General features: G+C 60.1%; 20 protein-coding genes. 12 read left to right on the forward strand and 8 right to left on the reverse strand.

The window, feature by feature from the left end; all coding sequences use genetic code 11:
• The first annotated feature begins 14 nt into the window (after positions 1-14).
• Complete coding sequence (locus BN2664_RS00575) at positions 15-1079, forward strand: polyprenyl synthetase family protein (protein WP_007000273.1); 1065 nt, start codon at positions 15-17, stop codon at positions 1077-1079.
• Positions 1080-1123: 44 nt separating this feature from the next.
• Here BN2664_RS00575 and BN2664_RS00580 read toward each other — a convergent pair whose 3' ends face one another.
• Entirely contained in the window at positions 1124-1477 is a 354-nt protein-coding gene (locus BN2664_RS00580; protein WP_007000274.1) for an Rv2175c family DNA-binding protein, read from the reverse strand.
• 224 nt (positions 1478-1701) lie between these two features.
• Between BN2664_RS00580 and BN2664_RS00585 the strand changes: the two genes are divergently transcribed.
• Together BN2664_RS00585 and BN2664_RS00590 are read left to right on the forward strand one after the other, a co-directional pair.
• The gene (locus tag BN2664_RS00585; protein WP_007000275.1) at positions 1702-2172 is read left to right on the forward strand and encodes a lytic transglycosylase domain-containing protein; all 471 of its coding nucleotides are present in this window, start codon (positions 1702-1704) and stop codon (positions 2170-2172) included.
• 30 nt (positions 2173-2202) lie between these two features.
• Positions 2203-3633 carry a protein kinase domain-containing protein gene (locus BN2664_RS00590; RefSeq protein ID WP_040316912.1) on the forward strand — a complete coding sequence of 477 codons (1431 nt, stop codon included), beginning with the start codon at positions 2203-2205 and terminating at the stop codon, positions 3631-3633.
• Between the two features lie 73 nt (positions 3634-3706).
• Here the strand turns inward: BN2664_RS00590 and BN2664_RS00595 are convergent, their stop codons facing one another.
• Together BN2664_RS00595 and BN2664_RS00600 are read right to left on the reverse strand one after the other, a co-directional pair.
• Entirely contained in the window at positions 3707-5071 is a 1365-nt protein-coding gene (locus tag BN2664_RS00595) for a class II 3-deoxy-7-phosphoheptulonate synthase (RefSeq protein WP_040316913.1), read from the reverse strand.
• A gap of 104 nt (positions 5072-5175) precedes the next feature.
• Positions 5176-6387: a pyrophosphate--fructose-6-phosphate 1-phosphotransferase gene (locus BN2664_RS00600; RefSeq protein WP_040316914.1), complete on the reverse strand. Its 1212-nt coding sequence runs from the start codon at positions 6385-6387 to the stop codon at positions 5176-5178.
• A gap of 98 nt (positions 6388-6485) precedes the next feature.
• On the opposite strand from BN2664_RS00600, the gene BN2664_RS00605 reads away from it, so the two are divergent.
• The 3 genes from BN2664_RS00605 to BN2664_RS00615 all read left to right on the forward strand — a co-directional run bounded on the left by BN2664_RS00605 (position 6486) and on the right by BN2664_RS00615 (position 9620).
• The gene (locus BN2664_RS00605; protein ID WP_007000279.1) at positions 6486-6959 is read left to right on the forward strand and encodes a hypothetical protein; all 474 of its coding nucleotides are present in this window, start codon (positions 6486-6488) and stop codon (positions 6957-6959) included.
• A 38-nt stretch (positions 6960-6997) separates the two neighbouring features.
• Positions 6998-8809, forward strand: coding sequence for a DEDD exonuclease domain-containing protein (locus tag BN2664_RS00610; RefSeq protein ID WP_007000280.1), 1812 nt, complete (start codon positions 6998-7000; stop codon positions 8807-8809).
• A 184-nt stretch (positions 8810-8993) separates the two neighbouring features.
• The gene (locus BN2664_RS00615) at positions 8994-9620 is read left to right on the forward strand and encodes a superoxide dismutase (RefSeq protein ID WP_007000281.1); all 627 of its coding nucleotides are present in this window, start codon (positions 8994-8996) and stop codon (positions 9618-9620) included.
• 184 nt (positions 9621-9804) lie between these two features.
• Here the strand turns inward: BN2664_RS00615 and BN2664_RS00620 are convergent, their stop codons facing one another.
• Both BN2664_RS00620 and BN2664_RS00625 read right to left on the reverse strand, forming a co-directional pair.
• On the reverse strand, positions 9805-10788 hold the full coding sequence (locus BN2664_RS00620) for an FKBP-type peptidyl-prolyl cis-trans isomerase (RefSeq protein ID WP_007000282.1): 984 nt from the start codon (positions 10786-10788) through the stop codon (positions 9805-9807).
• Positions 10781-12136, reverse strand: a complete 1356-nt coding sequence (locus tag BN2664_RS00625) for a dipeptidase (protein ID WP_007000283.1) — start codon at positions 12134-12136, stop codon at positions 10781-10783. Before BN2664_RS00625 ends, BN2664_RS00620 begins: the two co-directional genes overlap by 8 nt.
• 131 nt (positions 12137-12267) lie before the next feature.
• On the opposite strand from BN2664_RS00625, the gene BN2664_RS00630 reads away from it, so the two are divergent.
• Positions 12268-13002 (forward strand): DUF3043 domain-containing protein, encoded by a 735-nt coding sequence (locus tag BN2664_RS00630; RefSeq protein WP_007000284.1) that lies wholly within the window; start codon positions 12268-12270, stop codon positions 13000-13002.
• Between the two features lie 135 nt (positions 13003-13137).
• Here BN2664_RS00630 and BN2664_RS00635 read toward each other — a convergent pair whose 3' ends face one another.
• Both BN2664_RS00635 and BN2664_RS00640 read right to left on the reverse strand, forming a co-directional pair.
• The gene (locus BN2664_RS00635; RefSeq protein ID WP_007000285.1) at positions 13138-13575 is read right to left on the reverse strand and encodes a hypothetical protein; all 438 of its coding nucleotides are present in this window, start codon (positions 13573-13575) and stop codon (positions 13138-13140) included.
• Between the two features lie 93 nt (positions 13576-13668).
• The gene (locus BN2664_RS00640; protein WP_231723424.1) at positions 13669-13923 is read right to left on the reverse strand and encodes an oxidoreductase; all 255 of its coding nucleotides are present in this window, start codon (positions 13921-13923) and stop codon (positions 13669-13671) included.
• A 270-nt stretch (positions 13924-14193) separates the two neighbouring features.
• On the opposite strand from BN2664_RS00640, the gene lpdA reads away from it, so the two are divergent.
• The 3 genes from lpdA to BN2664_RS00655 all read left to right on the forward strand — a co-directional run bounded on the left by lpdA (position 14194) and on the right by BN2664_RS00655 (position 18151).
• A complete protein-coding gene (gene lpdA, locus BN2664_RS00645) occupies positions 14194-15564 on the forward strand; it encodes a dihydrolipoyl dehydrogenase (protein ID WP_007000287.1) in 1371 nt (456 codons plus the stop codon).
• Between the two features lie 18 nt (positions 15565-15582).
• Entirely contained in the window at positions 15583-17316 is a 1734-nt protein-coding gene (sucB, locus tag BN2664_RS00650; protein WP_007000288.1) for a 2-oxoglutarate dehydrogenase, E2 component, dihydrolipoamide succinyltransferase, read from the forward strand.
• Between the two features lie 286 nt (positions 17317-17602).
• On the forward strand, positions 17603-18151 hold the full coding sequence (locus tag BN2664_RS00655) for a hypothetical protein (protein WP_007000289.1): 549 nt from the start codon (positions 17603-17605) through the stop codon (positions 18149-18151).
• Positions 18152-18233: 82 nt separating this feature from the next.
• Here BN2664_RS00655 and BN2664_RS00660 read toward each other — a convergent pair whose 3' ends face one another.
• Positions 18234-18728, reverse strand: coding sequence for a hypothetical protein (locus tag BN2664_RS00660; protein ID WP_007000290.1), 495 nt, complete (start codon positions 18726-18728; stop codon positions 18234-18236).
• A 182-nt stretch (positions 18729-18910) separates the two neighbouring features.
• Here BN2664_RS00660 and BN2664_RS00665 point away from each other — a divergent pair, with 182 nt between their 5' ends.
• Both BN2664_RS00665 and glnA read left to right on the forward strand, forming a co-directional pair.
• Positions 18911-19612 (forward strand): DUF4191 domain-containing protein, encoded by a 702-nt coding sequence (locus BN2664_RS00665; RefSeq protein ID WP_007000291.1) that lies wholly within the window; start codon positions 18911-18913, stop codon positions 19610-19612.
• Between the two features lie 200 nt (positions 19613-19812).
• Complete coding sequence (gene glnA, locus BN2664_RS00670; protein ID WP_007000292.1) at positions 19813-21243, forward strand: type I glutamate--ammonia ligase; 1431 nt, start codon at positions 19813-19815, stop codon at positions 21241-21243.
• Positions 21244-21296 lie beyond the last annotated feature (53 nt).

Consider the following 21296-nt stretch of genomic DNA (forward strand, 5'->3'; position numbering starts at 1 on the left):
TGTAAAGTGGCCTCATGCAACCAAGCATCGATGACTATCGCCGTGATATTGAAACCCGGATTGCCACGCGAATCGCTTCTCTGGAGCGCATCACACTCGAATCCGAGGAAACGCCGGGATCCGCCAGTGACCTCATCGAGTCCTGCCTGGCACTAAGCCGCGGCGGCAAGCGCCTGCGCGCCATGCTGGTTCTCACCGGACTTCTCGCCTCCGGCGCGGAATTCTCCCGCGATGCCTGCGCGCGCGCGACCCGAGCGGGCGCGGCGGTGGAGTTGTTCCATCTGGGCGCCCTTATCCACGACGACATTATTGATGCATCCCATCTGCGCCGCGGGGTTCCCACCGTCCATTCGACTTTCACCCAGCTGCACCAAGAAAGAAAATGGCAGGGAGACGCGCGCCATTTCGGTACCGGAATTGGCGTGGTGGCGGGCGACGCAATCAACGCCCTGGCTTTTCGGGAACTTGCTGTCACTAAGCGAACCGCCGCGCTCGAGGCATTTATAACGATGTGCGAAGAAGTCGCCTACGGCCAGTATCTCGACTTGCGCGCGGAAGTAGAGCCCGAGGCGAACCCGCTCGCAACCGCCTTCGAGGTCATCCGCTATAAGACGGTGTCTTATTCGGCCCTCTACCCCCTCGTTATCGGGGCTCGCCTGGCAGACGGGAACTCCGGCGTCGAACAACAACTGGAAGAGTTCGCCCTACCGTTCGGGGAAGCCTTCCAACTGCGCGACGACGACATTGGGATCTTCGGCGAAAGCGAGCACACCGGCAAGCCCGCGGCCAACGATATTACCGAGGGAAAAAGAACCGTACTGCGAGCGCTTGCCGAAGAACGCCTCAGCCAAGGCGAGATCGCGTGGCTTGGCTCCCTGCGCGGGCGTCCACTCCAGGCCAGCGAGGTCAGCCGAGTGCGAGACTTATTTACCAGCTCGGGTGCGCGCGAGCGGCACAACGCGCTGATTCGGGAGCGGCAGGAAAAGGCGGCAACAGCTCTGGAAGGCCTGCCCGAGCAGGCGGCGCTCCTTCTGCGCAACCAGCTCGAGGCACTCGGTGCAATCGGGGAGGCAGGCTAGAAATCCGGCAGGCTAAAAGCCCAGTGAGCCAAAAACCACCCGACCTAGAAACCCAGCCCGGAGATAACGCGGCGCACCGCGTGTACCTTGCCGTCAAGCAACGCCTGCATAGGACTTTCCGCCAGCTCCGGTTCCTCGCGCAAAAGCCACTGCTGGGCCTCGTCACTGGAGTAACCGGCGTCCCGCAGCATAATGAGGGTGCCGCGCATGGCCGGAAGCGGCACTTCCGCGCCATTCTTTTCGGTCAGTTGCCGCGCGTCCACCACCAATGTGCCGCCCTCGCCCTTGCTCGCCAAAAGGCGATTATCACGGATGAGGCTACGGACTTCCCGCTGGGAGATATCGAGGCGATCGCTTACTTCAGGCAGTGTTAGCCATGTGATGTCACTCGTAGTCACGCCTCTACTTTATCGATCCACCCCCGCGCGCTTCGGGTGGCACGCCCACCCCGGGGCGAAATCGCGTTTTTCCTGTAATACAATCGTGACTTTTGCACCAACTTGCACTATTGTCACAGGAGTAACGGTTGCCCGACGGCGCACACCAACGCTAATGAGCCGCGGGCCGTAGACAATGGCACCGCAACCCGCGGATACGCCAGCGAAGGTGAGGTCTTATGGGGATGAGCAACGTTCGGGTGCTACACCCTCGGTGTGACGTGACGCCGGCCGAGCTTCGCGAGCGCCTGAGCCGCATGGTTCTCCCCAGCCGAGTGGAAACACAGGATATGGTTCGCCATATCGCCGCCATTATGGGAGTGAGCCCCAAGCTCGCCATGGCGCATGCCTATATTGAATCCGGCTTCGATGCCGGAATGGTTTCGCACACGGGCGCCGTCGGACCCATGCAAATCGTCCTCCCTTCCTTGCGCTGGGCAGAGAAGCTGGTGGGACGCGAACTTGATGTATGTAGCACCGCGGATAACATCACTGCCGGCGTGGCAATTATTCGTTATCTCCAGCGCCACACCGAATCTACTCACGAGGCGATCGCCGCCTACCACCAGGGCCTGCGCTCGGTTCAGCGGATGGGCCCATATCCGTCCACGCAAAAGTACGTGTTGCGCGTTTTGCGCGCAGCCCAGCGTCTCTAAAAATTCTCGGCGCCGCCCTAAGCTATGCCTGTGAGCTCTCTTCCCTCGATCGGCGCCGTCATTAACGGCCGCTACCGCATTACCCGCCACCTCGCCGCGGGCGGAATGTCGACCGTGTTTCTGGGAATTGACGAGCTCCTCGACCGTCGCGTCGCGCTGAAATTCCTCCACCCGCATTTGGCACAGCAAGCGGAGTTTTCGCGTAAATTCCTCGGCGAGGCACGTAGCGCCGCACGGATCTCTAGCCCCAATGTGGTGGCGATTCATGACCAAGGCTTTTGGCAAACGCCCACGTCATCGCAGGCTTATATCGTGATGGAATACGTTCCCGGGCCGGATTTGCGCGCTGAGCTCAGCCGCTTGGGAAACCTTAACCTCGCCACCGCGCTACTGATTGCCGAGCAGATTCTGCGCGCCCTCGCGGCGGCGCACGACGCCGGAATTATCCACCGCGACGTCAAACCGGGAAACACTCTTCTTTCCACCCAGATTGACCTCAATTCAGCCAATCCAGACCTTCGGGTAAAGGTGGCAGATTTTGGTTTGGCGCGGGCGGTTGCGGGAGCCACCTCGAGTGCGCTGAGCTTTGCCACCCCGGCTTACGTAGCTCCGGAGGTCATCTCCAACGGATCGATCACCCCGGCGGTCGATATCTACGCCGCGGGGATCATGCTTTTCGAGTTACTAGCCGGATATCAGCCATTTATCGGTACAGGTGCAGTGACCGTGGCTTATCAGCACGTCAACCGTCCGCTTCCCCTGCTTCGCGCGCTTGGCGGCTGGCTACCGCCGGAAATTGACCGTTTCCTCACCCGCCTCACCGCAAAGGATCCCGCTCGCCGCATTCCCGACGGCGCTAGCGGACTGCGAGAACTGCTAGAACTTCGCGCTGGCCTGCCGGAGGATGTGCTATTACGCGCTTTGCCTACGCCGGCAAATCGCCCCGAGTCTGAGCCGCCGGTACCGCATAAGACTGCCCCAGCAGCCGGGCCCGCGCCCACGGCTCCCCTGGACGGGGCGGATAGCCCCACCGCCGCGCTCGGCGTGCACGCCCGGTGGCCCGAAGGATCGCACACGGGCCAGCCGCAAATGATATTCCCCGCCGCATCCAGTAGCGCGCTGAGCGCCCAAAGCCCGCTCGAAACAAATTCAGGAGCGCGCCCGGCCCGGCGGAAGTGGCCAGTGATTACCCTTGCGCTGGTTTTCCTCGCCTGTGCCCTCGGCCTTGGCGCGTGGGCCGGTACGAGTGCGCTAAAAAAGCCCTCGATTGAGATTCCGGATATTACCGGGCTTTCCATTACGGATGGCAGAGCCAGGTTAGAGCAGCTGGGCTTAGAAACCTCCAGCGAAGAGGTCACCGCGAACGAAGCGGCCGGAACGGTTATTGCCACCGATCCGGCCGCGGGCACGCTTGTGAATGAGGCAGAGACTGTAACGGTCACGGTCTCCGCGGGGAAGTAGCGCCGCCGGCATGTAGTGTTGCCGCCCCGCCGCAGTACCTTCCGGCCGTAGCGCTACTGCAGAGCGCGCCAGCTTAGAGGCGTATTCCCCGCAGCATCTGGGCTACCTGGAACGCCAGCTCGAGAGACTGCTGGTGGTTGAGCCGCGGATCAACCAGGGACTCGTAGTTATTGGCAAGCGTCTCTTCGAAGATTTCCTCAGATCCGCCCAGAATCTCCGTCACATCGTCTCCGGTCAACTCCAGGTGAATGCCGCCCGGGTGAGTTCCCAATTGGTTGTGGACGCGGAAGAAACTGCGGATTTCCGAGGTAATATCATCGAGCCGGCGAGTTTTGATTCCGTTCGAAGCCTTGATGGTATTGCCGTGCATAGGATCGCTGACCCAGCACACCGGCCGACCATCGGCGCTCACGGCCTCCACCAGTGCCGGAAGTTTCTCCTCAATTTTCGCTGCGCCCATGCGGGTGATGAAGGTTAGGCGCCCCGGCTCACCATCGGGATTGAGCTTATCGATGAGGGCCACGGCGTCTTCGGCCGATGCGTTGGGCCCCAGCTTCACCCCAATTGGATTGCGTACATGGGAGAGCATCTCCACATGAGCTTCGTCCAGCCCGCGAGTGCGCTCCCCGATCCACAAGAAATGCGCCGAGGTCAAATAGGGCAACTTGGTGCGCGAATCAATGCGCGTCATCGCGTGTTCGTAAGGCAAAACGAGTGCTTCGTGCGAACAGTAGAAGTCCGTTTCGGTCAGATCGCGTTGGTTCATATCGACCCCGGCCGCTTTCATAAACCGGATTGCGCGGTCAATTTCCCGAGCTACGTTCTCATATTTCTCGTAAGCCGGGTTTGCCATAAAGCCCCGGTTCCAGGAGTGGACCTCGCCCAGGTCCGCAAAGCCACCCTTGGTGAAGGCGCGGATGAGGTTGAGGGTTGCCACCGAGTAGAGATACGCCTCGTTGAGGCGCTGCGGATCGTGCCGGCGCGACTGCGCGGTGAAATCAAAACCGTTGATCGAATCGCCCAAATAGGACGGGAGGGTAACGCCGTCGCGCGTTTCGGTCGCGTTGGAGCGCGGCTTGGAGTACTGGCCAGCCATACGCCCAATTTTCACGACCGGCACCGAAGCGCCGTAGGTGAGCACCGCCGCCATCTGCAGCATGGTCCGTACCTTCGCCCGGATCCGATTCGCCGTCGTCTTCTCAAAAGATTCCGCACAATCGCCACCAAAAAGAACGAAGGCCTCCCCACGCTGGGCGGCCGCAATCTGTTCTTTAAGCTGATCGGCCTCACCGGCGAACACCAGCGGCGGGAGCGCGCGCAGATGCCCGATCACCGCCTCCAAATCGACCGGATCATCATAATCGGGCTGATGCTTGGCGGGTTTTTCTTTCCACGTTTCAATCGCGGCGAGGGTCTTCTCATCTGCGTCTTCAAACATAGACGCGAGTTTATCGGTAAAGCCCCGGTCGCATGAATACGGCCCGCGTGAGGCGCAAGGCATCACGCGGGCCGCTCGCAAGCATTTATTTTTCTTGCTATCCCTTACTTCTTCTCAATTTCCTGGCCGATCGACTCCATCGTTTCCACGAACCAATCGGTGGTGACGTCGAACGCCTTGTGACCAGCAACGCGCTGGAAATCAATATTCGTGAGCACGTTCCCGTTCTCTTCGTCGTGGCCAATCAGGCCGGGCTTACCTGCCAGCGAGCACTCGACGGCGAGGTCCACCATGCCCTTAATAAGACGCAGATCCTCGGCGTTGGCGTGCGAAGCGCGCGAGTAGTATCCGGACTTTTGCACGTTTACCTTCTCCGCTCCGAGCTTTTCAGCGAACTGCTTAGCGAACCACTGGCCGGGATTAATGAGGTCGAGCTTCACGTGGCCGAAGGGATCGACCGGGACTTCTTCACCGGCGGCCTTCATTTCCTCCACGATTTCATCAACGCCAGCGCCTTCGGAAAGGAAAATATTGACGTTGCCGATTTCGTCCATCACACCCTTCAAGCGCTGCGCTTCCTTATCGATATCGATATGCATCTCGGGAAGGAAGACGGCGTGCACGTCCCAGCGTTCCTTGGTCAAGCCCAGCGCCGGGGCCCATTCCTGCTTGCCCACCCAATCGTGGTAGTACTTCGCCGCCTGGGCGGTGAGGTAACCGCAGTTGCGCCCCATCACCTCGTGCACAATAAGCATGCGCGGGTTGGAGCGATGCTCACCAATCACGTGGGAGGCAAATTTGGCGGATTCTTCCGCCGCCGTCCAGGCGCCGAGCGACTGCTTGACGGGAACGATATCGTTATCAATCGTCTTGGGCAGGCCGACCACAACCATGTGGTGGCCGTTATCCTCGAGGTACTTCGCCAGATCCGCGGCGGTGGTGTTCGTATCGTCGCCGCCAATCGTGTGTAGAACGTCGACCTTGTCTTCGACCAGGCGGTTCGCGGCGAACTCGAGCGGATCGACATCCTCGGGAACCAGTCCGCGCTTGACGAGGTCGGCCTTATTGGTGAGCTTCACTCGCGAGTTTCCAATCGGCGAGCCACCCCAGTTGTGCAAAACCTTCGCCTGCTTGCGTCCCTCGCCGTCGATGGTGATGTAATTACCGGTGAGGAGCCCGTGGTAACCGTACTGGTAAGCAATGATTTCCACATCGGGCGCCACCTCCGTGTAGCGCTCGATAAGTCCCCCGACGGCGGAGGAAAGGCAGGGGGCAAATCCCCCAGCGGTAAGTAAAGCAACGCGGCGGACAGTCATCCTTAAACCTTCCGTTTCTCGAAAATGGCGGCCGGAATCGCTCGCGGGCGAAAACACAGCCATACACGGCTATCCTACAGCTCGCTAAGCTAGATCCTATGGACCAAAGATCCGATGGAATGAACGACGCCGAATTCGATGCCGCCTGGGAGCGCCTAGCCGCGGATCTGGAAAAGGAAATGCCCGAGCAGTCCGCCTCGCTACCGGCCCAACCGGGGCCTTTGCAATTCCGCAATGCGGCAGACCTGTTGGCCGGGAGAGGCCCGCGCGATTGGACCCCACCGGACGGTAGTGACGAAGAGGTTCCTTTCGAAGAAGGTTTCGACCCCGAAACTTTCGCTTCTTATAACCCGCCGCCCACTCCCGCTCATCCCGCCGCTCGCTGGATGTGGGCGGGCGCTGGAGTGGCCATTATCTTGGCAATTTTGTGCATCACTCACTATCTGCCTTACGGCACCGTGGGCGCTCTGGTTGCGGGGTGCGCGGCGCTGGTGTGCGTGGCAGCCGCGGTTATTCTCACCTCACCGGCCCGCGAGGATACTGATCCGTTCGACGACGGCGCTCGGCTGTAGTTATTTTGGGCGTCGGAGGCGCCGCTTAGAGTTGGGCCATGTCTCGAGAGCGATTGTGGAAACAGCGCGAAAGGTTCGCGGATCTTGACCCGGCGCAGGTGCACCGGGAGGGGGCACCTATCCCCCGCCCCACCCAGCTCGCTTTCGGGGATTTAGGCATTAACCTGCGCGATGTCACGTTCGTCGTCGTCGATTTGGAAACCACCGGCGGGCGGCCGGGGAAGAACTCAATTACGGAAATCGGCGCGGTGAAGACTCGCGGCGGGGAAACCCTAGGCGAGTTCTCAACGCTGATCAATCCCGAGGTACCGATCCCCGCGCACATTACGATGCTCACCGGGATCTCAACCTCGATGACTTACGATGCCCCGCTGATTGCGGAGGCTCTACCGAAATTTATTGATTTTGTGGTGGCGGACTCCCCCGTGGTGCTCGTGGCTCATAACGCCAGGTTCGACGTCGGGCATCTGCGCGGTGCGGCGCAGGCGGTAGAGCGGGAGTTTCCGCCGGTGCAGGTTCTTGACACCCTCAAGCTCGCCCGGCGAATTTTTACCAGGGACGAGGTCCCCAACTATAAACTCGGGACGCTAGCGGGATTTTGCCACGCCGCCGTCGCCCCCACTCACCGCGCCCTGGATGATGCCCGCGCCACCGTGGACGTCCTCTACACCATGATTGAGCGGCTCGGACCGCTCGGCGTCACCCACTTGAACGATCTCATCACCGCCTCGGATCCGGTTCCCGCCAGGCGCAGGCGACGGGCCGTGCTGGCCGATGGTCTTCCCAAATCGCCTGGTGTCTACCGCTTCCTTGGGCCCAAGCGCGAGGTACTGTATGTGGGGACGTCCGTCAATGTGTATAAGCGAGTGCGCCAGTATTTCACCGCCGCCGAAAAACGGCGGCGAATGGCGGAAATGGTCGATTTGGCTCATGCGGTGGAGGCGACGGCCACCGAAACCGTTTTAGAGGCTTCCGTCCTGGAACTGCGCCAAATTCAAGAGTTCGATCCGCCCTATAATCGCCGCTCCCGCCGACCCAATGCGCGCCCCTGGCTGACGCTGGATTGGAAGCCGGGCGGTTCCAAGCCTCCACATTTGCGCGTGGCACGGGCGGTTGCGCATTCTGAAATTGAGAATTGCCTGGGCCCTTTCCCCTCCGGGAAATCCGCCCGGCGCGCAAAGGAACTCATTAGTGATGAAGCGGGATTGCCGGAGGGCGGAATGCGGCTGGAGCGCCTTCCCGATTTTTCAGATTCGCCCTGTCATCTCAGTTCCCATCACAGCTCGCCCCACCCGTGCGTTCTACCCCCGCGCGGGCGTATCAATCCACCGGATATTGCGGCCGCGCGCGCCGGTGAAATCCTGCGCGGTGAAGTGGGACGCGTTTGGGATCACCAAATGCGCAAAATTGCCGATCTCGCCGCCGCCGAACAGTTCGAGCAAGCCTCCACCGAGCGGGATCGGCTCCGCTCGCTCATCACCACTGCGCGGCGCCGGGAGCGGCTGTTGCCGCTGTGGAGCAGTCCGAAAACGATCGCCGCTAGCCGGCGCGAAAAGGGCTGGGAAGTGGCGATTGTTTCATACGGCCGGCTCGTTGCCGCAGCCGGGGTAATGGAGGGCGAGACGCCACCGGAGCTGGCAAGCCGGCTCGAGCGCACACTGACGATTGGTGATCCTCCCGATCGCGCAGGCGGTTACGCCCATATCGAGGAGACGGAAATACTCGCGCAGTGGATCGCGGACCCGCGCAGCCGCATCCTCGCTCATACCGGCCCGCTTCCGCTTGCTGTTCCCTTGACGGGCGCCGGTCGCTACGTCCATATTGGGTTGCCGGCTGAGCCCAAGGCATAGTAGCGCCCCGCGCGCCGGCAGTTCTTGGCTAAGCGCGGAAAGTCGGGCAAATTGCTAGCCCTGTGACACGCCTCGCATACAATGATTATGTTCATATTCAATTACGCCCCGCGGCGGGCAAGCCCCGCGCTAACCGGGCGTTTCGCTATGGCATCGCATATTGAAGATCAGCAAGGAGAACTTCATGGCAGACAAATACACGCTTCCTGAGCTTCCATACGATTACTCAGCACTCGAGCCCCATATCTCCGGCAAGATCATGGAGATCCACCACGATAAGCATCACAACACTTACGTGAACGGCGCGAACAGCGCCCTCGAGAAGCTGGCCGAAGCTCGCGAGAACGACGACTTCGGCGCGATTAACCAGTACACCCGCGATTTGTCCTTCAATCTGGGCGGTCACATCAACCACTCCATTTTCTGGAAAGGCCTTTCCCCCGACGGCGGCGGCACCCCGCAGGGTGATCTCGCCGACGCCATTAAGCAAGATTTTGGATCGTTCGAAGCCTTCCAGAAGCAGTTCACGAACGTTGCCACAGGCGTCCAGGGCTCTGGTTGGGCGGTTCTCGCCTACGACACCGTGGGTAAGCGCCTCGTTACCTTCCAGCTCTACGATCAGGCAAACACCGTTCCGCTCGGTACTTACCCGATCTTCCAGCTGGATATGTGGGAGCACGCCTACTACCTGGATTACCTCAACGTGAAGGCCGACTATGTGAAGGCCATCTGGAACATCGTCAATTGGGAAGAAGCCGGCAAGCGCCTCGAGGCGATTACGCAAAAGGGCGAGGATATGCTCATCCGCTAATTGAGTATCGCACTAGCCGCGTGATTGCCGACCGGCAAGTTTCCGTTAAAACCCTGAGGGGCACGAGCGCTAAGCTCGTGCCCCTCATTTGATGTCTAGCCGCGGATCGCCTCCCAGAGGCTCGTGCGGGCTATACCCTCCACTCGCCTCTCGGAGCCAGACTCAAGGCCAGTTACTTCGCCAGCTAGTAGACCGCGATAATATCCGCGACGATTGCCAGGCTCTGCTTGGCCGGTTCGTTCGGATCCGGAACGCCAATAAAAACGCGCGAACCCACCGGAATTCCACGCAGTTGCTGGCCGAACAGCACGTGATCGGCAGGGAACGTACGCGGCCCCACCGGGGTGGCCTGCGCTGCGGGATTCCAGGTGGATTCAGCCACGGACGCGTTGTCCCAGGAGACGGCCTGGAACTGGACCACGACGTTGGAGTTTTCGCCAACTGCCGGCCCGTTACCGCGGGCAATCACGGTGCTGGAAACCTCTGCCGGCGGCTGTGCCTCGGGCTTTACCACCAAATCCTTGACGGCCTCGCCGAGTCCGCCAGAATAGGTCACCGGCAAGTTAGCCTGCTCGGTTTCCACCGATGCATCGGCCTGACCAGAAGAAGTAGCATCCCAGGCCCCGAGCACTTCCACATAGAAAGCGAGGGTCGCATTGGGCGAAATTCCCTGCGTGCCATTAACCCCGTAGCCAAGTTCCGGAGGAATCGAGACCACGAATTTATCGCCCACGCGCGACTCCTTGAGAGCCGCCGTCCACCCCTTGATAACACCTTTCACCGGGAAGGTGAGAGCTGAGCCGCGCTGGAAGGAGGAATCAAAGGGCTGATCCTTACCCCATTCCTGGCCCACGTAGTTAACGGCGACCGTGGAATCCTCGGTGATCTGCGCCCCGGTACCTTCCGCAACCTTGTTGACGCGCAGGTCCGTAGGCTTTTCGGTATCCGGGAACTCCAGCACGTAGCCATTGTCCTTCTGCACCGCCGTGGGCATCCCCTCTGCGGTGTAGTTAATAGTGACGGCGGAATCCGAGGGGCTCGGGTTTTCCTGTTGGGCACTTTCCGAGGCTACGGGGGCCGACGACGCAGGATCCGTTCCCTGGCCTGAACAGGCCGAAAGGGCTAAAGCGAGAGCCAGCGCCGCGCCAGCCAGGGTAACTTTACGCATGCTTTTCCCCAATCTTCTTCAAAAGCAGAGCTTCGGCCAGGATAGCGTTACGCCAGTCTCCAAGGTGGAGAGATTCGTTATGAGCGTGGGCGCGCGTATCGGGATCTTCCACCCCGGTAATCAAAATATCCGCCGCCGGGAACACGTCATGCAGATCAGCCACGAAGGGAATCGAACCGCCGGTTCCGATACCCACGGCGTGATGTTCGAAGGCTTCGGTCAGTGCCTCGCGCATGATTTCCGCAGCCTCCGAGGAATCATCCACTTTGAATCCCGAGCCCGCCTCGGCCACCTCGGTGCGCACCGTGGCACCGAAGGGAACGTGCTCATGGACGTGCTTAGCCAGAAGCTCACCGGCTTCCTGCGGATCTTGCCCCGGGGCAACGCGCATTGAAATATAAGCCTTGCAACTGGGGATAATCGTGTTGGACGACTCTGCCGTCGAGGTGACGTCCATGCCAATCACGCTAATCGCGGGCTGGGTCCACATACGGGAGTTGAGCGAACCGGTTCCCACGATTTCGGTGGAATCGAGCAATCCGGAATCAAGGCGGAGATTCTCTTCGCTGTACTCAACTTCGGCGTCGTCCCAGGCCTGCAAGCCCTCCACCGCAACCGAACCGTTCTCATCATGTAGGGAAGAAATAATGTGGCTCATAGCCGTCACGGCATCAATGGCCACCCCGCCGAACTGGCCGGAGTGAACGCCGTACTTGAGGGTGGAAACTTCCACTCCGAGGCGAACGACGCCGCGCAACGAGGTGGTCAAAGCCGGCTCACCCACCCGCCAGTTATTCGAATCTGCCACCACGATCACATCGGCTTCCAGCTGCTCGCGATAGGTCTCCAGGAAATCATGGAAAGTGGGGCTACCCACTTCTTCTTCGCCCTCAATAAAGAGGGTGACGTTCACGTCCAGATCCTCGCCGAGGGCGGCGAGAGCGCCCATGTGCACCAGCACGCCGGCCTTGTCGTCCGCCGCCCCGCGCCCGTAGAGGCGTCCATCACGTTCCGTCGGCTCGAAGGGTGCAGTTTCCCATCCCTCCGCAGTTCCCTGCGGTTGCACATCGTGGTGGGCGTAGAGCAGAACCGTTGGGCGCTCCTCTCCCACCTTCTTATGTGCCAAAACCGCCGGGCGTCCCACCGCTCCCGCGGCGGTTTTCACCTGGATTACTTCGGCCTCAAAACCGCGCTCCCGCGCCATTTCAGCCACAAATTTCGCGCTTCGTTCAACCTCGGTTTGATCAAAGGCATCGGCTGAGACGGAGGGGATTCGGATGAGTTGCTCTAACTGTTCGCGGTGGTGAGCCAGTTGCTCGTCCACTTTCTTCGCAAGATCTGAAGTCATAGGTTAAGCCTAGCGGTATGTGGCCAGATTTCAGATCGGATGCGGCACAACGGCGTCCCTATATTTTTAGGTCTCCTGGCTCACCACGTAGACTGCCTTAGCAGAAGGACCGAGAGAAGAAAGAATTTCGCATGGCACTTTTTGGCAAAAAGAAAGCTGAGGATCTCCCGGCGGAAGAAGAGCCTTCCGCCCTCGCCCAGCCCAGCAAGGGTTTCACGGCCGGTAAAGGCCGGCCTACCCCGCGCCGCAAGGATGTTGAGGCACATAATCGCCGCCCACTCATCTCCAATAAAGCGACGATGACGCGCGAGGAAAAGAAGGTTCTCAAAGCCGAGCAGCGCGCTCGCTCGAATGAGATTTACGAGCGCCAGCAGAAGGCAATGCGCGAAGGCGACGATCGCAATATGCCCGAGCTTCACCGCGGCCCCATCCGCCGCTTCGCGCGTGACTGCATCGATTCCCGCCGTCATTTCGCGACCTTCATTCTGTTGCTTCTGGCCGTGATCTTTATCGGGATTTTTGCTTTCCGCGCCAGCGCCCGCGGCTTGCAGTATTTCGTCTGGGGCACCTACGCCCTGATGTTCATTATGCTTTTCGACGGCTGGTGGGCGGCGCGCAATACCAAGATCCTGGTGGCGCATAAGTACGGGGAAAACAAGGTTCCCGATCGCACCCTTTCCCAGATGTGGGTCCGCACTTTCTATCCGCGCCGCTGGCGGATGCCCCGCCCGCAGGTGAAGATCGGTGAGTATCCCGAGGGTGGCTCTCCGCAGGACCTGAAAGAAGCCAAGGCGAGCGCTCGAAAGGCAAAGAGCGAGGCCCGGGCACTCAAGCGAGAAGAAAAGCGCGCCGCGCGCGGCAAGTAGCGACCGCGGGCCGGGTTGAGACGCCGAAGGCAAAAACACCCAAGGTTGAAAAACAACGTAAATACCTAAAGGCGAGGGCGGGAAATTTTTCCCGCCCTCGCCTTTATGAGTCGATGCTTTTATAAATCTTTTTCGCTACGCAACTTCGCGCATATTGTTCAGGTTCGCCGGCCGCGACCACATAAGCCAGGCCAGGGCGAGGATCGCTCCGAGAGTCGGAAGATAGAAATAAGTGGCTCCGCCGCGGTACCAGGGATTGACGGGATCGAACAGATCCGGGAAACCCACTCCCACAAAGGGCAACACAATGTTAATAATCCAGCAGGCACCCGCCACCCAGCGCATGCGCCGGCCATTATGGAGGGCACCGATTGCCCCCAGCGTCCATGCCGCCGCGGCAACGAGAGTCCCAATCATTTCCACGCCATCACCGCGCGAAAGAGAATCGGTGGCAGCAATAATCGCACGCCAGAGGAAGATCACCGCGGCCAAGAGCAGTCCCAAAAAGAGAATGCGCGGCCAACCGGTTGCCTTTCGCCGATCATCGTGAATTATCTCGTCTGCAGCAGACAAAGCTGTCCCCTATTCCTCTTCCAACTAATTGGGCGCTGAGTTCCGTGGGTTCCGGCAACGCCGGTGCCCTATCATACGTCCAATCGCCAGGTTTTATCCTCTTTGGTGAAACGTATCCCGCTGGCGTTCGTTCCACTTGCGCATGGCGTCGGGGTAACCCGTTTTCACCACTTCGTAGAAGGGCAGGCCAATACTCTGCGAAAGGTCCGCCGCCTCTTTCAGGCCCGGAACCCGCCGTCGGGTCCATTCGCCGTCGCGCGCCACCAAAAGAAGAGCCGGTTGCTCACGAGAGGTTCCCGGCTCAAAATATGCTTCCACCCCGCGCCGATTGGAGGCGAATTTGGCCATGTGAGCGCGTGTAGCGTCCCTACACCGGGCATCGAACGCCGGCCCGGCACTGCCCGAAACATGATTCTTTTTGAAACGAGAAAATAACCCCATGCGCCAAGCCTAACCCGAGGGGGAAGATTCACATTTTTTCCTTTTCGCGTAATCCCGGTTTTTTCGCACGCCCTTGGCGTATTGACATCATCTTTAGTCACTCCAAAGTGGCACAATAGACACAGGCGCGCGTAGGTCGCGTGTTGAACAAACTTCCCGAGCAGTGAGGAGATACTTGTGGCAGAAGTTAAGGAATACGACGTTGTGATTCTGGGCGGCGGTAGCGCTGGATACGCTACCGCTCTTCGCTCAGCGCAGCTCGGTATGTCAGTCGCGATGATTGAAGGCGACAAAGTGGGCGGCACCTGCCTCCACTACGGTTGTATCCCCACCAAGGCACTCCTGCACGCGGGCGAAGTGGCGGACGAAACGCGCAACGCCGGCCACGTAGGCGTTGATGCCGTCCTCAACGGAATCAATATGCCCGCCTTGCAGGACTACAAGAACGGCGTTATCAACGGCATGTTCAAGGGCCTGCAGGGACTGCTGAAGGGCCGCAAGGTCGACGTCATTAACGGCTGGGGCAAGGTCACCGCCAAGGACACCGTCGAGGTTGACGGCGTCTCTTATAAGGGCAAGAACTTGGTCCTCGCCTCGGGTTCCTACTCCAAGACCCTCGGCCAGACGATTACCAAGCGCGTGATTACCTCCAAGGAGGCGCTCGAACTGCAGGAGACGCCTAAGTCGGTGATCGTTCTTGGCGGCGGCGTGATCGGCGTTGAGTTCTCCTCCGCCTTCCGCTCCTACGGCGCTGAGGTCCAGATCATCGAAGGTCTGCCGAGCCTGGTGCACGCCGAGGATGAGGAAATCTCCAAGAACCTCGAGCGTCAGTTCCGCAAGCGCGGAATCAAGTTCGATACGAACACGATGTTCGATCACCTGGAGGAAACCGAGAACTCGGTGAAGGTGTTCACCCAGGACGGGAAGGAATTCGAGGCCGAGTACCTCCTCATTGCCATCGGCCGCGGCCCACGCACCGAAAACCTCGGATACGAGGAAATCGGCATCAAGATGGATCGCGGATTCGTCTTGACCGATGATCACCTGCGTACCAACGTCGAGGGCGTTTACGCGGTTGGTGACATCGTCCCGGGCATTCAGCTGGCCCATCGCGGCTACCTGCAGGGCATGTTCGTTGCCGAGCAGATCGCCGGGCTCAACCCGCGCCTCATTGATGAGACGCTTATCCCCCGCATCACCTTCTGTGAACCGGAAATCGCCTCGATTGGCCTCAACCAGAACAAGGCCGAGGAAAAGTACGGCAAGGAGAATGTGGAGGCGACGTCGTTCAACCTGGCTGGAAACGGAAAGTCGCAAATCCTCGGCGCGCAGGGTCTGGTCAAGATCGTGCGCGTGAAGGACGGCCCGATCGTTGGCTTCCATGCCATTGGAAAGCGTATGGGTGAGCAAATTGGCGAGGGAATCGCCATGGTCGGCTGGCAGGCCTACCCCGAGGATTACAACGGAATGATTCACCCGCACCCCACCCAGAACGAAGCTATTGGCGAGGCCTTGCTCAAGCTGGCCGGCAAGCCGTTGCACAACTAAGGAAGATTGAGGAATCAGATGTCTGAACCAATTAAGATGCCCGCCCTGGGCGAATCAGTTGACACCGGAACGGTAACCTCCTGGCTCAAGAACGTGGGAGACACGGTTTCGCTTGATGAACCAATCCTCGAGGTTTCGACCGACAAGGTCGATTCGGAAGTTCCTTCGCCCGCCGAGGGAATTCTGGAGCAGATCCTCGTACAGGAGGATGAAGAGGTCGAGGTTGGAACCGTTCTTGGATACATCGGCGATGGATCCGGAGCTGGCACCCGAGCTGAAGAAGCCCCGGCCGCGAGCACGCCCGCTGGTGAGAGCGCAGCGGTTCCCGCCTCCCAGGATCACAGCGAGGCCGAATCCGAGCAGGTCCAGCAGGCCGCCGAGCAGTCGGCTGGCGGACCGGCACCCGCCGGTGGCGACGCCGTCGAGGTGAAGATGCCCGCGCTCGGTGAATCCGTTGACGAAGGCACGGTCACCTCGTGGCTCGTTGAAGAGGGCGAGGAAGTCTCCGAAGGCGATGCGCTGCTGGAGGTCTCCACCGATAAGGTCGATTCCGAAGTTCCGGCCCCCGCCTCCGGCACGCTCCAGAAGATCCTGGTGCAAGAGGACGAAACGGTCGCCGTGGGTACGGTGCTCGCCTACATTGGCGACGGCGCCGCTCCGGCAGCGCCCGCACCGGCTGAGCCTGCCCCGGCTGCCAAGCCGGCCGAAGCTCCGGCCGCTCCCAAGCACGCCGCGCCGGAAGCTCCGGCTGCGCCCGCCGCTCCGGCTCCGCAGGAAACCGCGGCCGCGGCTGAACCCGATGCCTACATCACGCCGATCGTTCGCAAGCTCGCACGCGAGCTTGCGGTTGACCTCAGCAAAGTGGACGGTAGCGGAGTCGGCGGACGCATCCGCCGCCAGGACGTAGAGGAAGCGGCCAAGAAGGCGAAGGAAGCCACCGTTGCGCCGCAAGCTCAGCCTGCCCCGGCCGCCAAGCCGGCCGCCGCCGCGGCCAAGCCGTCCAAGCCCGTCGAGGGTGGCCCGGATGATCCGGCCCTGCGCGGCACCACCCAGAAGATGAGCCGCCTGCGCCAGACCATCGCCAAGCGCATGGTGGATTCCCTCCAGGTTTCCGCCCAACTCACGACGGTAATCAAGGTCGACGTCACCAATCTGGTAGCGGTCCGCCAGGCACAGAAGAACGCCTTCCAGGAGCGCGAGGGCACCAAGCTCACGTACCTGCCGTTCTTCGTCAAGGCCGCGGTCGATACCCTCAAGTCTCACCCCACCCTCAACGCTCGCGTGTCCGAGGATGAGAAGACCGTGGAGTATTTCGATCACGAGAATATTGGCATTGCGGTCGACACCCCGAAGGGCCTCTTCGTGCCGGTGATTAAGAACGCTGGCGATTTGAATATCGCCGGTATCGCTAAGGCAATCAACGAGGGCGCAGCGAAAGTGCGCGATGGCAAGGCCAGCGTCGACGATCTCAGCGGCGGCACTTTCACCATCACCAACACCGGTGGTAATGGCGTTATGTTCGATACCCCGGTTATCAACCAGCCTGAGGTTGCCATTCTTGGTATTGGTGGGATCATGCGCGAGCCCGGCATCGTCAAGGCCGCTGACGGAAGCGAACTCATCGGTATTCGCAGCTACCTCTACCCGGCGATCAGCTACGATCATCGCCTGGTGGACGGCGCGGTGGCGGGCAGGTTCTTGAAGGACTTCAAGAACCTGATCGAAAACACCGATTTCACCGAATGGCTCTAAGCGCTTAGGGCGATTCTCTCCGACCGGGGAAGGCTTGGCCGCATATGGCCGCGCCTTCCCCGGTCGCTTTTACGACCCGAAACCGGTCGCTTCGATGACTTGAGACCGGTCACTTTTATGGGCAGACACCTGTCACTCTTACGGCCCGAGACCGAGGGCCTGCTACACCGAGTAGCTGCTCCTAAGTAATTCTTAAACTGAACAATTTTAAAGAAGTGACGGAAAACACGACGCCAGATGCCACTAACTTTTCGTAACTTTGTGAATGGCGTTTTAGACTGTTTTTATGACTAAATCACGCATTGCGGCCGTAGCCACGTTGGCCGCGTTCTCCCTGCTGATCACCGCTTGCTCCGGTAACTCCACGTCCGGGGCAAGATCGCAATCAGCGGATTCCACTGCAAGCCAGGCGGCAACCGAGAAGATTACCGTTAACGATCCGGAGAAGGATCAGCCCGTCAGCTGTATGACGGGATCCGCCGCCGAGAAGACCGAGTACGCCAACCTCACCGAGGCTTGGGCAAATGCCCCGGCGGAGCGCTTTGGTTGCGTCCCGGTTTACACCAATATCGACTGGCCCGCCTCGGGCGGCCGTAACGAGCAGGAGAACGCTGCCGTGCAGACCGTCGCAGACCTGGGCGGCAACGCTTCCCTGGGCGATCTGTACACCGCCTGCGCCCTGCCCGATTTCGGAATTCAGAACCTGGCCGCCGAACCCGCCGATAGCTCGCTTATCAAGCTGAGCGGCGCGGTGAAGCTGTGCCCGAATAACCCGGATGCAGCCGCGGCAAATGATTACTTGGCGGCCCACCCGATTGAGGCCTCCGCAAACTAGACCACAGCGCTATCCGTGCGCATTCCTCACCGCAAGCGCACGGGCGGACATATAGCAACCGAGCCCTGCACGGCAAAGAGCTTTAGCCTTCTGCCGTACAGGGCTCGGTTGTTTCAATTCTCCACTGTGAATCCAACGTCCACAGCGCACAGCGCGAAGCGGACGTCCCCTCATTGCCACCATTGGCGAAAATAAGTTCAGCTTGAACGGTATTGACTTTTAATTTCCGCTCATCTATCCACACCGCATCAACTACCCGGGTATGGAGACGGGAAACCGGGCGCTTCCCCACAAAATCAATCATGGCCTCATCCGCTTTGGCGGCAGCGGAGCCGGGAGCGCTGAGGGTTGCCAGGCTTTCCCAATCTTGCTGGAGAATCGCCTGGTCACGAACCGCGACGAGTCTCTTCGCCAGTTCGCTGGCGGCTGGCCGGGCCCCGCCATCACCGGCCCCGGGCGCGGGCGCCGCCCACTGCCGGGCGAGGGCGGAGTTGAGCAGAAGCGCCAAACCGCAAAAAATGCCCAACGCCGTCGCACACACTCCTCCGGCGAGGCGCTTTCGACTTGAAATCTCCACGAACTGAAGCCAACCAAATTTCGCGGTATCTTTTTCAGTTATCCACAGGTGCCCGAGAACCCGCGGCCCTGCGCGCGGAGCAGCGAGTTTTGCCACTGAAACCGTGACGTCGCACCCGCGAAGCGGTGATTTGGCACCGAATCCACTACAATCTAGCGAGGACGTACTGAAGGGATTTCTCCATGGCGAAAGACAATTCTGCAAAAAAGCCGAAGAAGCGACGCTTTTTCACCACTCTGCGCGATGCCTACCGGGTAGCGCGGCGCTCCTACAAGTACCTGGGCTGGTGGCTTGCCGGCTCGGCCTTGCTGGGCCTGTGCATCGGCATTGCCCTGGGCGCAATCACCAAGGCCTGGATCGTGTGGGTCCTCATTGGAGTCATGCTTGCCATGCTCTTCCCCATGCTTATTCTTACCCGCACGGTACGTAAAGCCAGCTACCAGCAAATCGAAGGCATGCCTGGTGCTTCCTCGGCCGTTCTCGATTCGCTGCGCGGCCGCTGGGTCAAAAAAGAAGAGCCGGTTCGCGTCAACGCGCGTCATCAGGACTTCGTTTTCCGCCTGGTTGGGCGCCCCGGTGTGGTTTTGGTTGCGGAAGGTCCGGTGAACCGCGTTCGCAAGATGGTCGACGACGAACGCCGCTCCATCCGCCGCGTAGCACCGAATGTTCCGGTGCAGGCAATCTACGTTGGGAATGGTGAGGGCCAGACCCCGCTTCCGCAACTGGAAAAGAAATTGCGCCGCCTCAAGAAGCGGATTTCCAACGAGGAAGTTTCCCTTATTGCTCAGCGCCTAGAAGCCCTCAACAAAGACGCGCTCGGCATTCCGAAGGGCATCGACCCTTTCAACACTCGTTTCTCGCGCCGCGCCCTGCGCGGTAATTAACTTCCGGAAAGTTCGCCAGCGTCCTCATCCGCACCGATCAGATTTTCAGGATGAAAGTTCTTGATCACACCCGCTCCTTTCACACCACCAAAGGGGCGGGTGATTTCATACGATAAAGGTGTGTGAGGCGATCTGATACGAGCCGTCTCGAAGCATCGGAGCGACTGCATTTCGGTGCTATTTCAAGCAAAGGAGTACTCGTGTTTTCAAACATCGAGGAAGCGGTGGCCTACATCGCCGACCCAGAGAACGGAATTGAATTCCTCGACGTCCGGTTCTGTGACCTTCCGGGCGTCATGCAACACTTCACGATCCCCGCTTCGCAAGCCAACGCCAAGAGCTTCAGCGAAGGCCTGATGTTCGACGGATCCTCGATTCGCGGCTTCACTCGCATTCACGAATCAGATATGAAGCTGCTCCCCGATCCCACCACGGCCTTTATTGATCCTTTCCGCACGGCCACGACCTTGGTGATGAACTTCGACGTCGTCGACCCCTACACCAACGAACCATTTGAGCGTGACCCGCGCTCGGTGGCCACTCGCGCCGAGGCCTACCTGCTCTCCACCGGCATTGCCGACGTGGCGAACTTTGCCTCCGAGGCGGAGTTCTATATGTTCGATTCGGTTCGCTACGAAAGCCTGCCGCATAAGGCGTACTTCGAGGTCGACGGCGAAGAAGGATTCTGGAATTCGGCGCGCGAGGGCAATGAGCCCAACCTCGGGTACCACATTCCGCTCAAGGGCGGATATTTCCCGGTGGCGCCCATGGATCACGACGAAAACGTCCGCGACATTATGTGCGATTACCTCGCCGAGGTGGGCCTCGACGTCGAACGCGCGCACCACGAGGTGGGAACCGGCGGCCAACATGAGATCAACTATCGCTACAACACGCTCAAGGCCGCGGCCGATGACCTCATGAAGTTCAAGTACGTTATTCGCCGCGCCGCGCAGGCCTGCGGGAAGACCGTGACCTTCATGCCCAAGCCGCTTTACGGCGACAACGGCTCCGGTATGCACTGCCATATGTCGCTGTGGAAGAACGGCGAGCCGCTGTTCTATGACGAGCGCGGCTACGGCGGGCTTTCTGACCTGGCCCGCTGGTACATTGGCGGACTTCTGCGCCACGGGAAGTCGCTCGCGGCGCTGACGAACCCGTCCGTGAATTCCTATCACCGCCTGGTGCCCGGCTTCGAGGCGCCAATTAACCTCGTCTACTCGGCGCGTAATCGCTCGGCGTGCATTCGTATTCCGGTGACGGGCACTTCCCCGGCCTCCAAGCGCGTTGAGTTCCGCGTGCCCGATCCGAGCGCGAATCCCTACCTGGCCTTTTCCGCTCAGCTTATGGCAGGCCTGGACGGCATCCGCAACCGCATTGAGCCGCCCGAACCTATCGATAAGGATATTTACGAGCTTCCGCCCGAGGAGTATCGCGGGATCGAGCAGATTCCGGCCTCCCTGGATCGCGCCTTGCTGGAGTTGGAGCGCGATCACGATTACTTGCTGGAGGGCGAGGTTTTCACCGAATCGTTTATCCGCACCTGGATTGACGACAAGATGGAGAACGAAGTCACTCCGCTTCGGGCCCGCCCCCATCCCTACGAGTACGAGCTTTACTACTCGCTCTAGGCATCCTTCCCGGATGGCGAGGAACCCGCGGGCTCGCTAGCCTTCCTCTGCCC

It is taken from the genome of Actinobaculum massiliense (assembly GCF_001457435.1).
Taxonomy (GTDB): Bacteria; Actinomycetota; Actinomycetes; order Actinomycetales; family Actinomycetaceae; genus Actinobaculum; species Actinobaculum massiliense.

Bases quoted from the DNA above. Each gene is read 5' to 3' on its own strand.
- BN2664_RS00595 (WP_040316913.1), bottom strand. From the start codon at position 5,071: ATGTTTGAAGACGCAGATGAGAAGACCCTCGCCGCGATTGAAACGTGG.
- BN2664_RS00665 (WP_007000291.1), top strand. From the start codon at position 18,911: ATGGCGAAAGACAATTCTGCAAAAAAGCCGAAGAAGCGACGCTTTTTC.
- BN2664_RS00575 (WP_007000273.1), top strand. From the start codon at position 15: ATGCAACCAAGCATCGATGACTATCGCCGTGATATTGAAACCCGGATT.
- sucB (WP_007000288.1), top strand. From the start codon at position 15,583: ATGTCTGAACCAATTAAGATGCCCGCCCTGGGCGAATCAGTTGACACC.
- BN2664_RS00630 (WP_007000284.1), top strand. From the start codon at position 12,268: ATGGCACTTTTTGGCAAAAAGAAAGCTGAGGATCTCCCGGCGGAAGAA.
- BN2664_RS00615 (WP_007000281.1), top strand. From the start codon at position 8,994: ATGGCAGACAAATACACGCTTCCTGAGCTTCCATACGATTACTCAGCA.
- BN2664_RS00605 (WP_007000279.1), top strand. From the start codon at position 6,486: ATGGACCAAAGATCCGATGGAATGAACGACGCCGAATTCGATGCCGCC.
- BN2664_RS00600 (WP_040316914.1), bottom strand. From the start codon at position 6,387: ATGACTGTCCGCCGCGTTGCTTTACTTACCGCTGGGGGATTTGCCCCC.
- BN2664_RS00655 (WP_007000289.1), top strand. From the start codon at position 17,603: ATGACTAAATCACGCATTGCGGCCGTAGCCACGTTGGCCGCGTTCTCC.
- BN2664_RS00585 (WP_007000275.1), top strand. From the start codon at position 1,702: ATGAGCAACGTTCGGGTGCTACACCCTCGGTGTGACGTGACGCCGGCC.
- BN2664_RS00625 (WP_007000283.1), bottom strand. From the start codon at position 12,136: ATGACTTCAGATCTTGCGAAGAAAGTGGACGAGCAACTGGCTCACCAC.
- BN2664_RS00640 (WP_231723424.1), bottom strand. From the start codon at position 13,923: ATGGCCAAATTCGCCTCCAATCGGCGCGGGGTGGAAGCATATTTTGAG.
- BN2664_RS00620 (WP_007000282.1), bottom strand. From the start codon at position 10,788: ATGCGTAAAGTTACCCTGGCTGGCGCGGCGCTGGCTCTCGCTTTAGCC.
- BN2664_RS00610 (WP_007000280.1), top strand. From the start codon at position 6,998: ATGTCTCGAGAGCGATTGTGGAAACAGCGCGAAAGGTTCGCGGATCTT.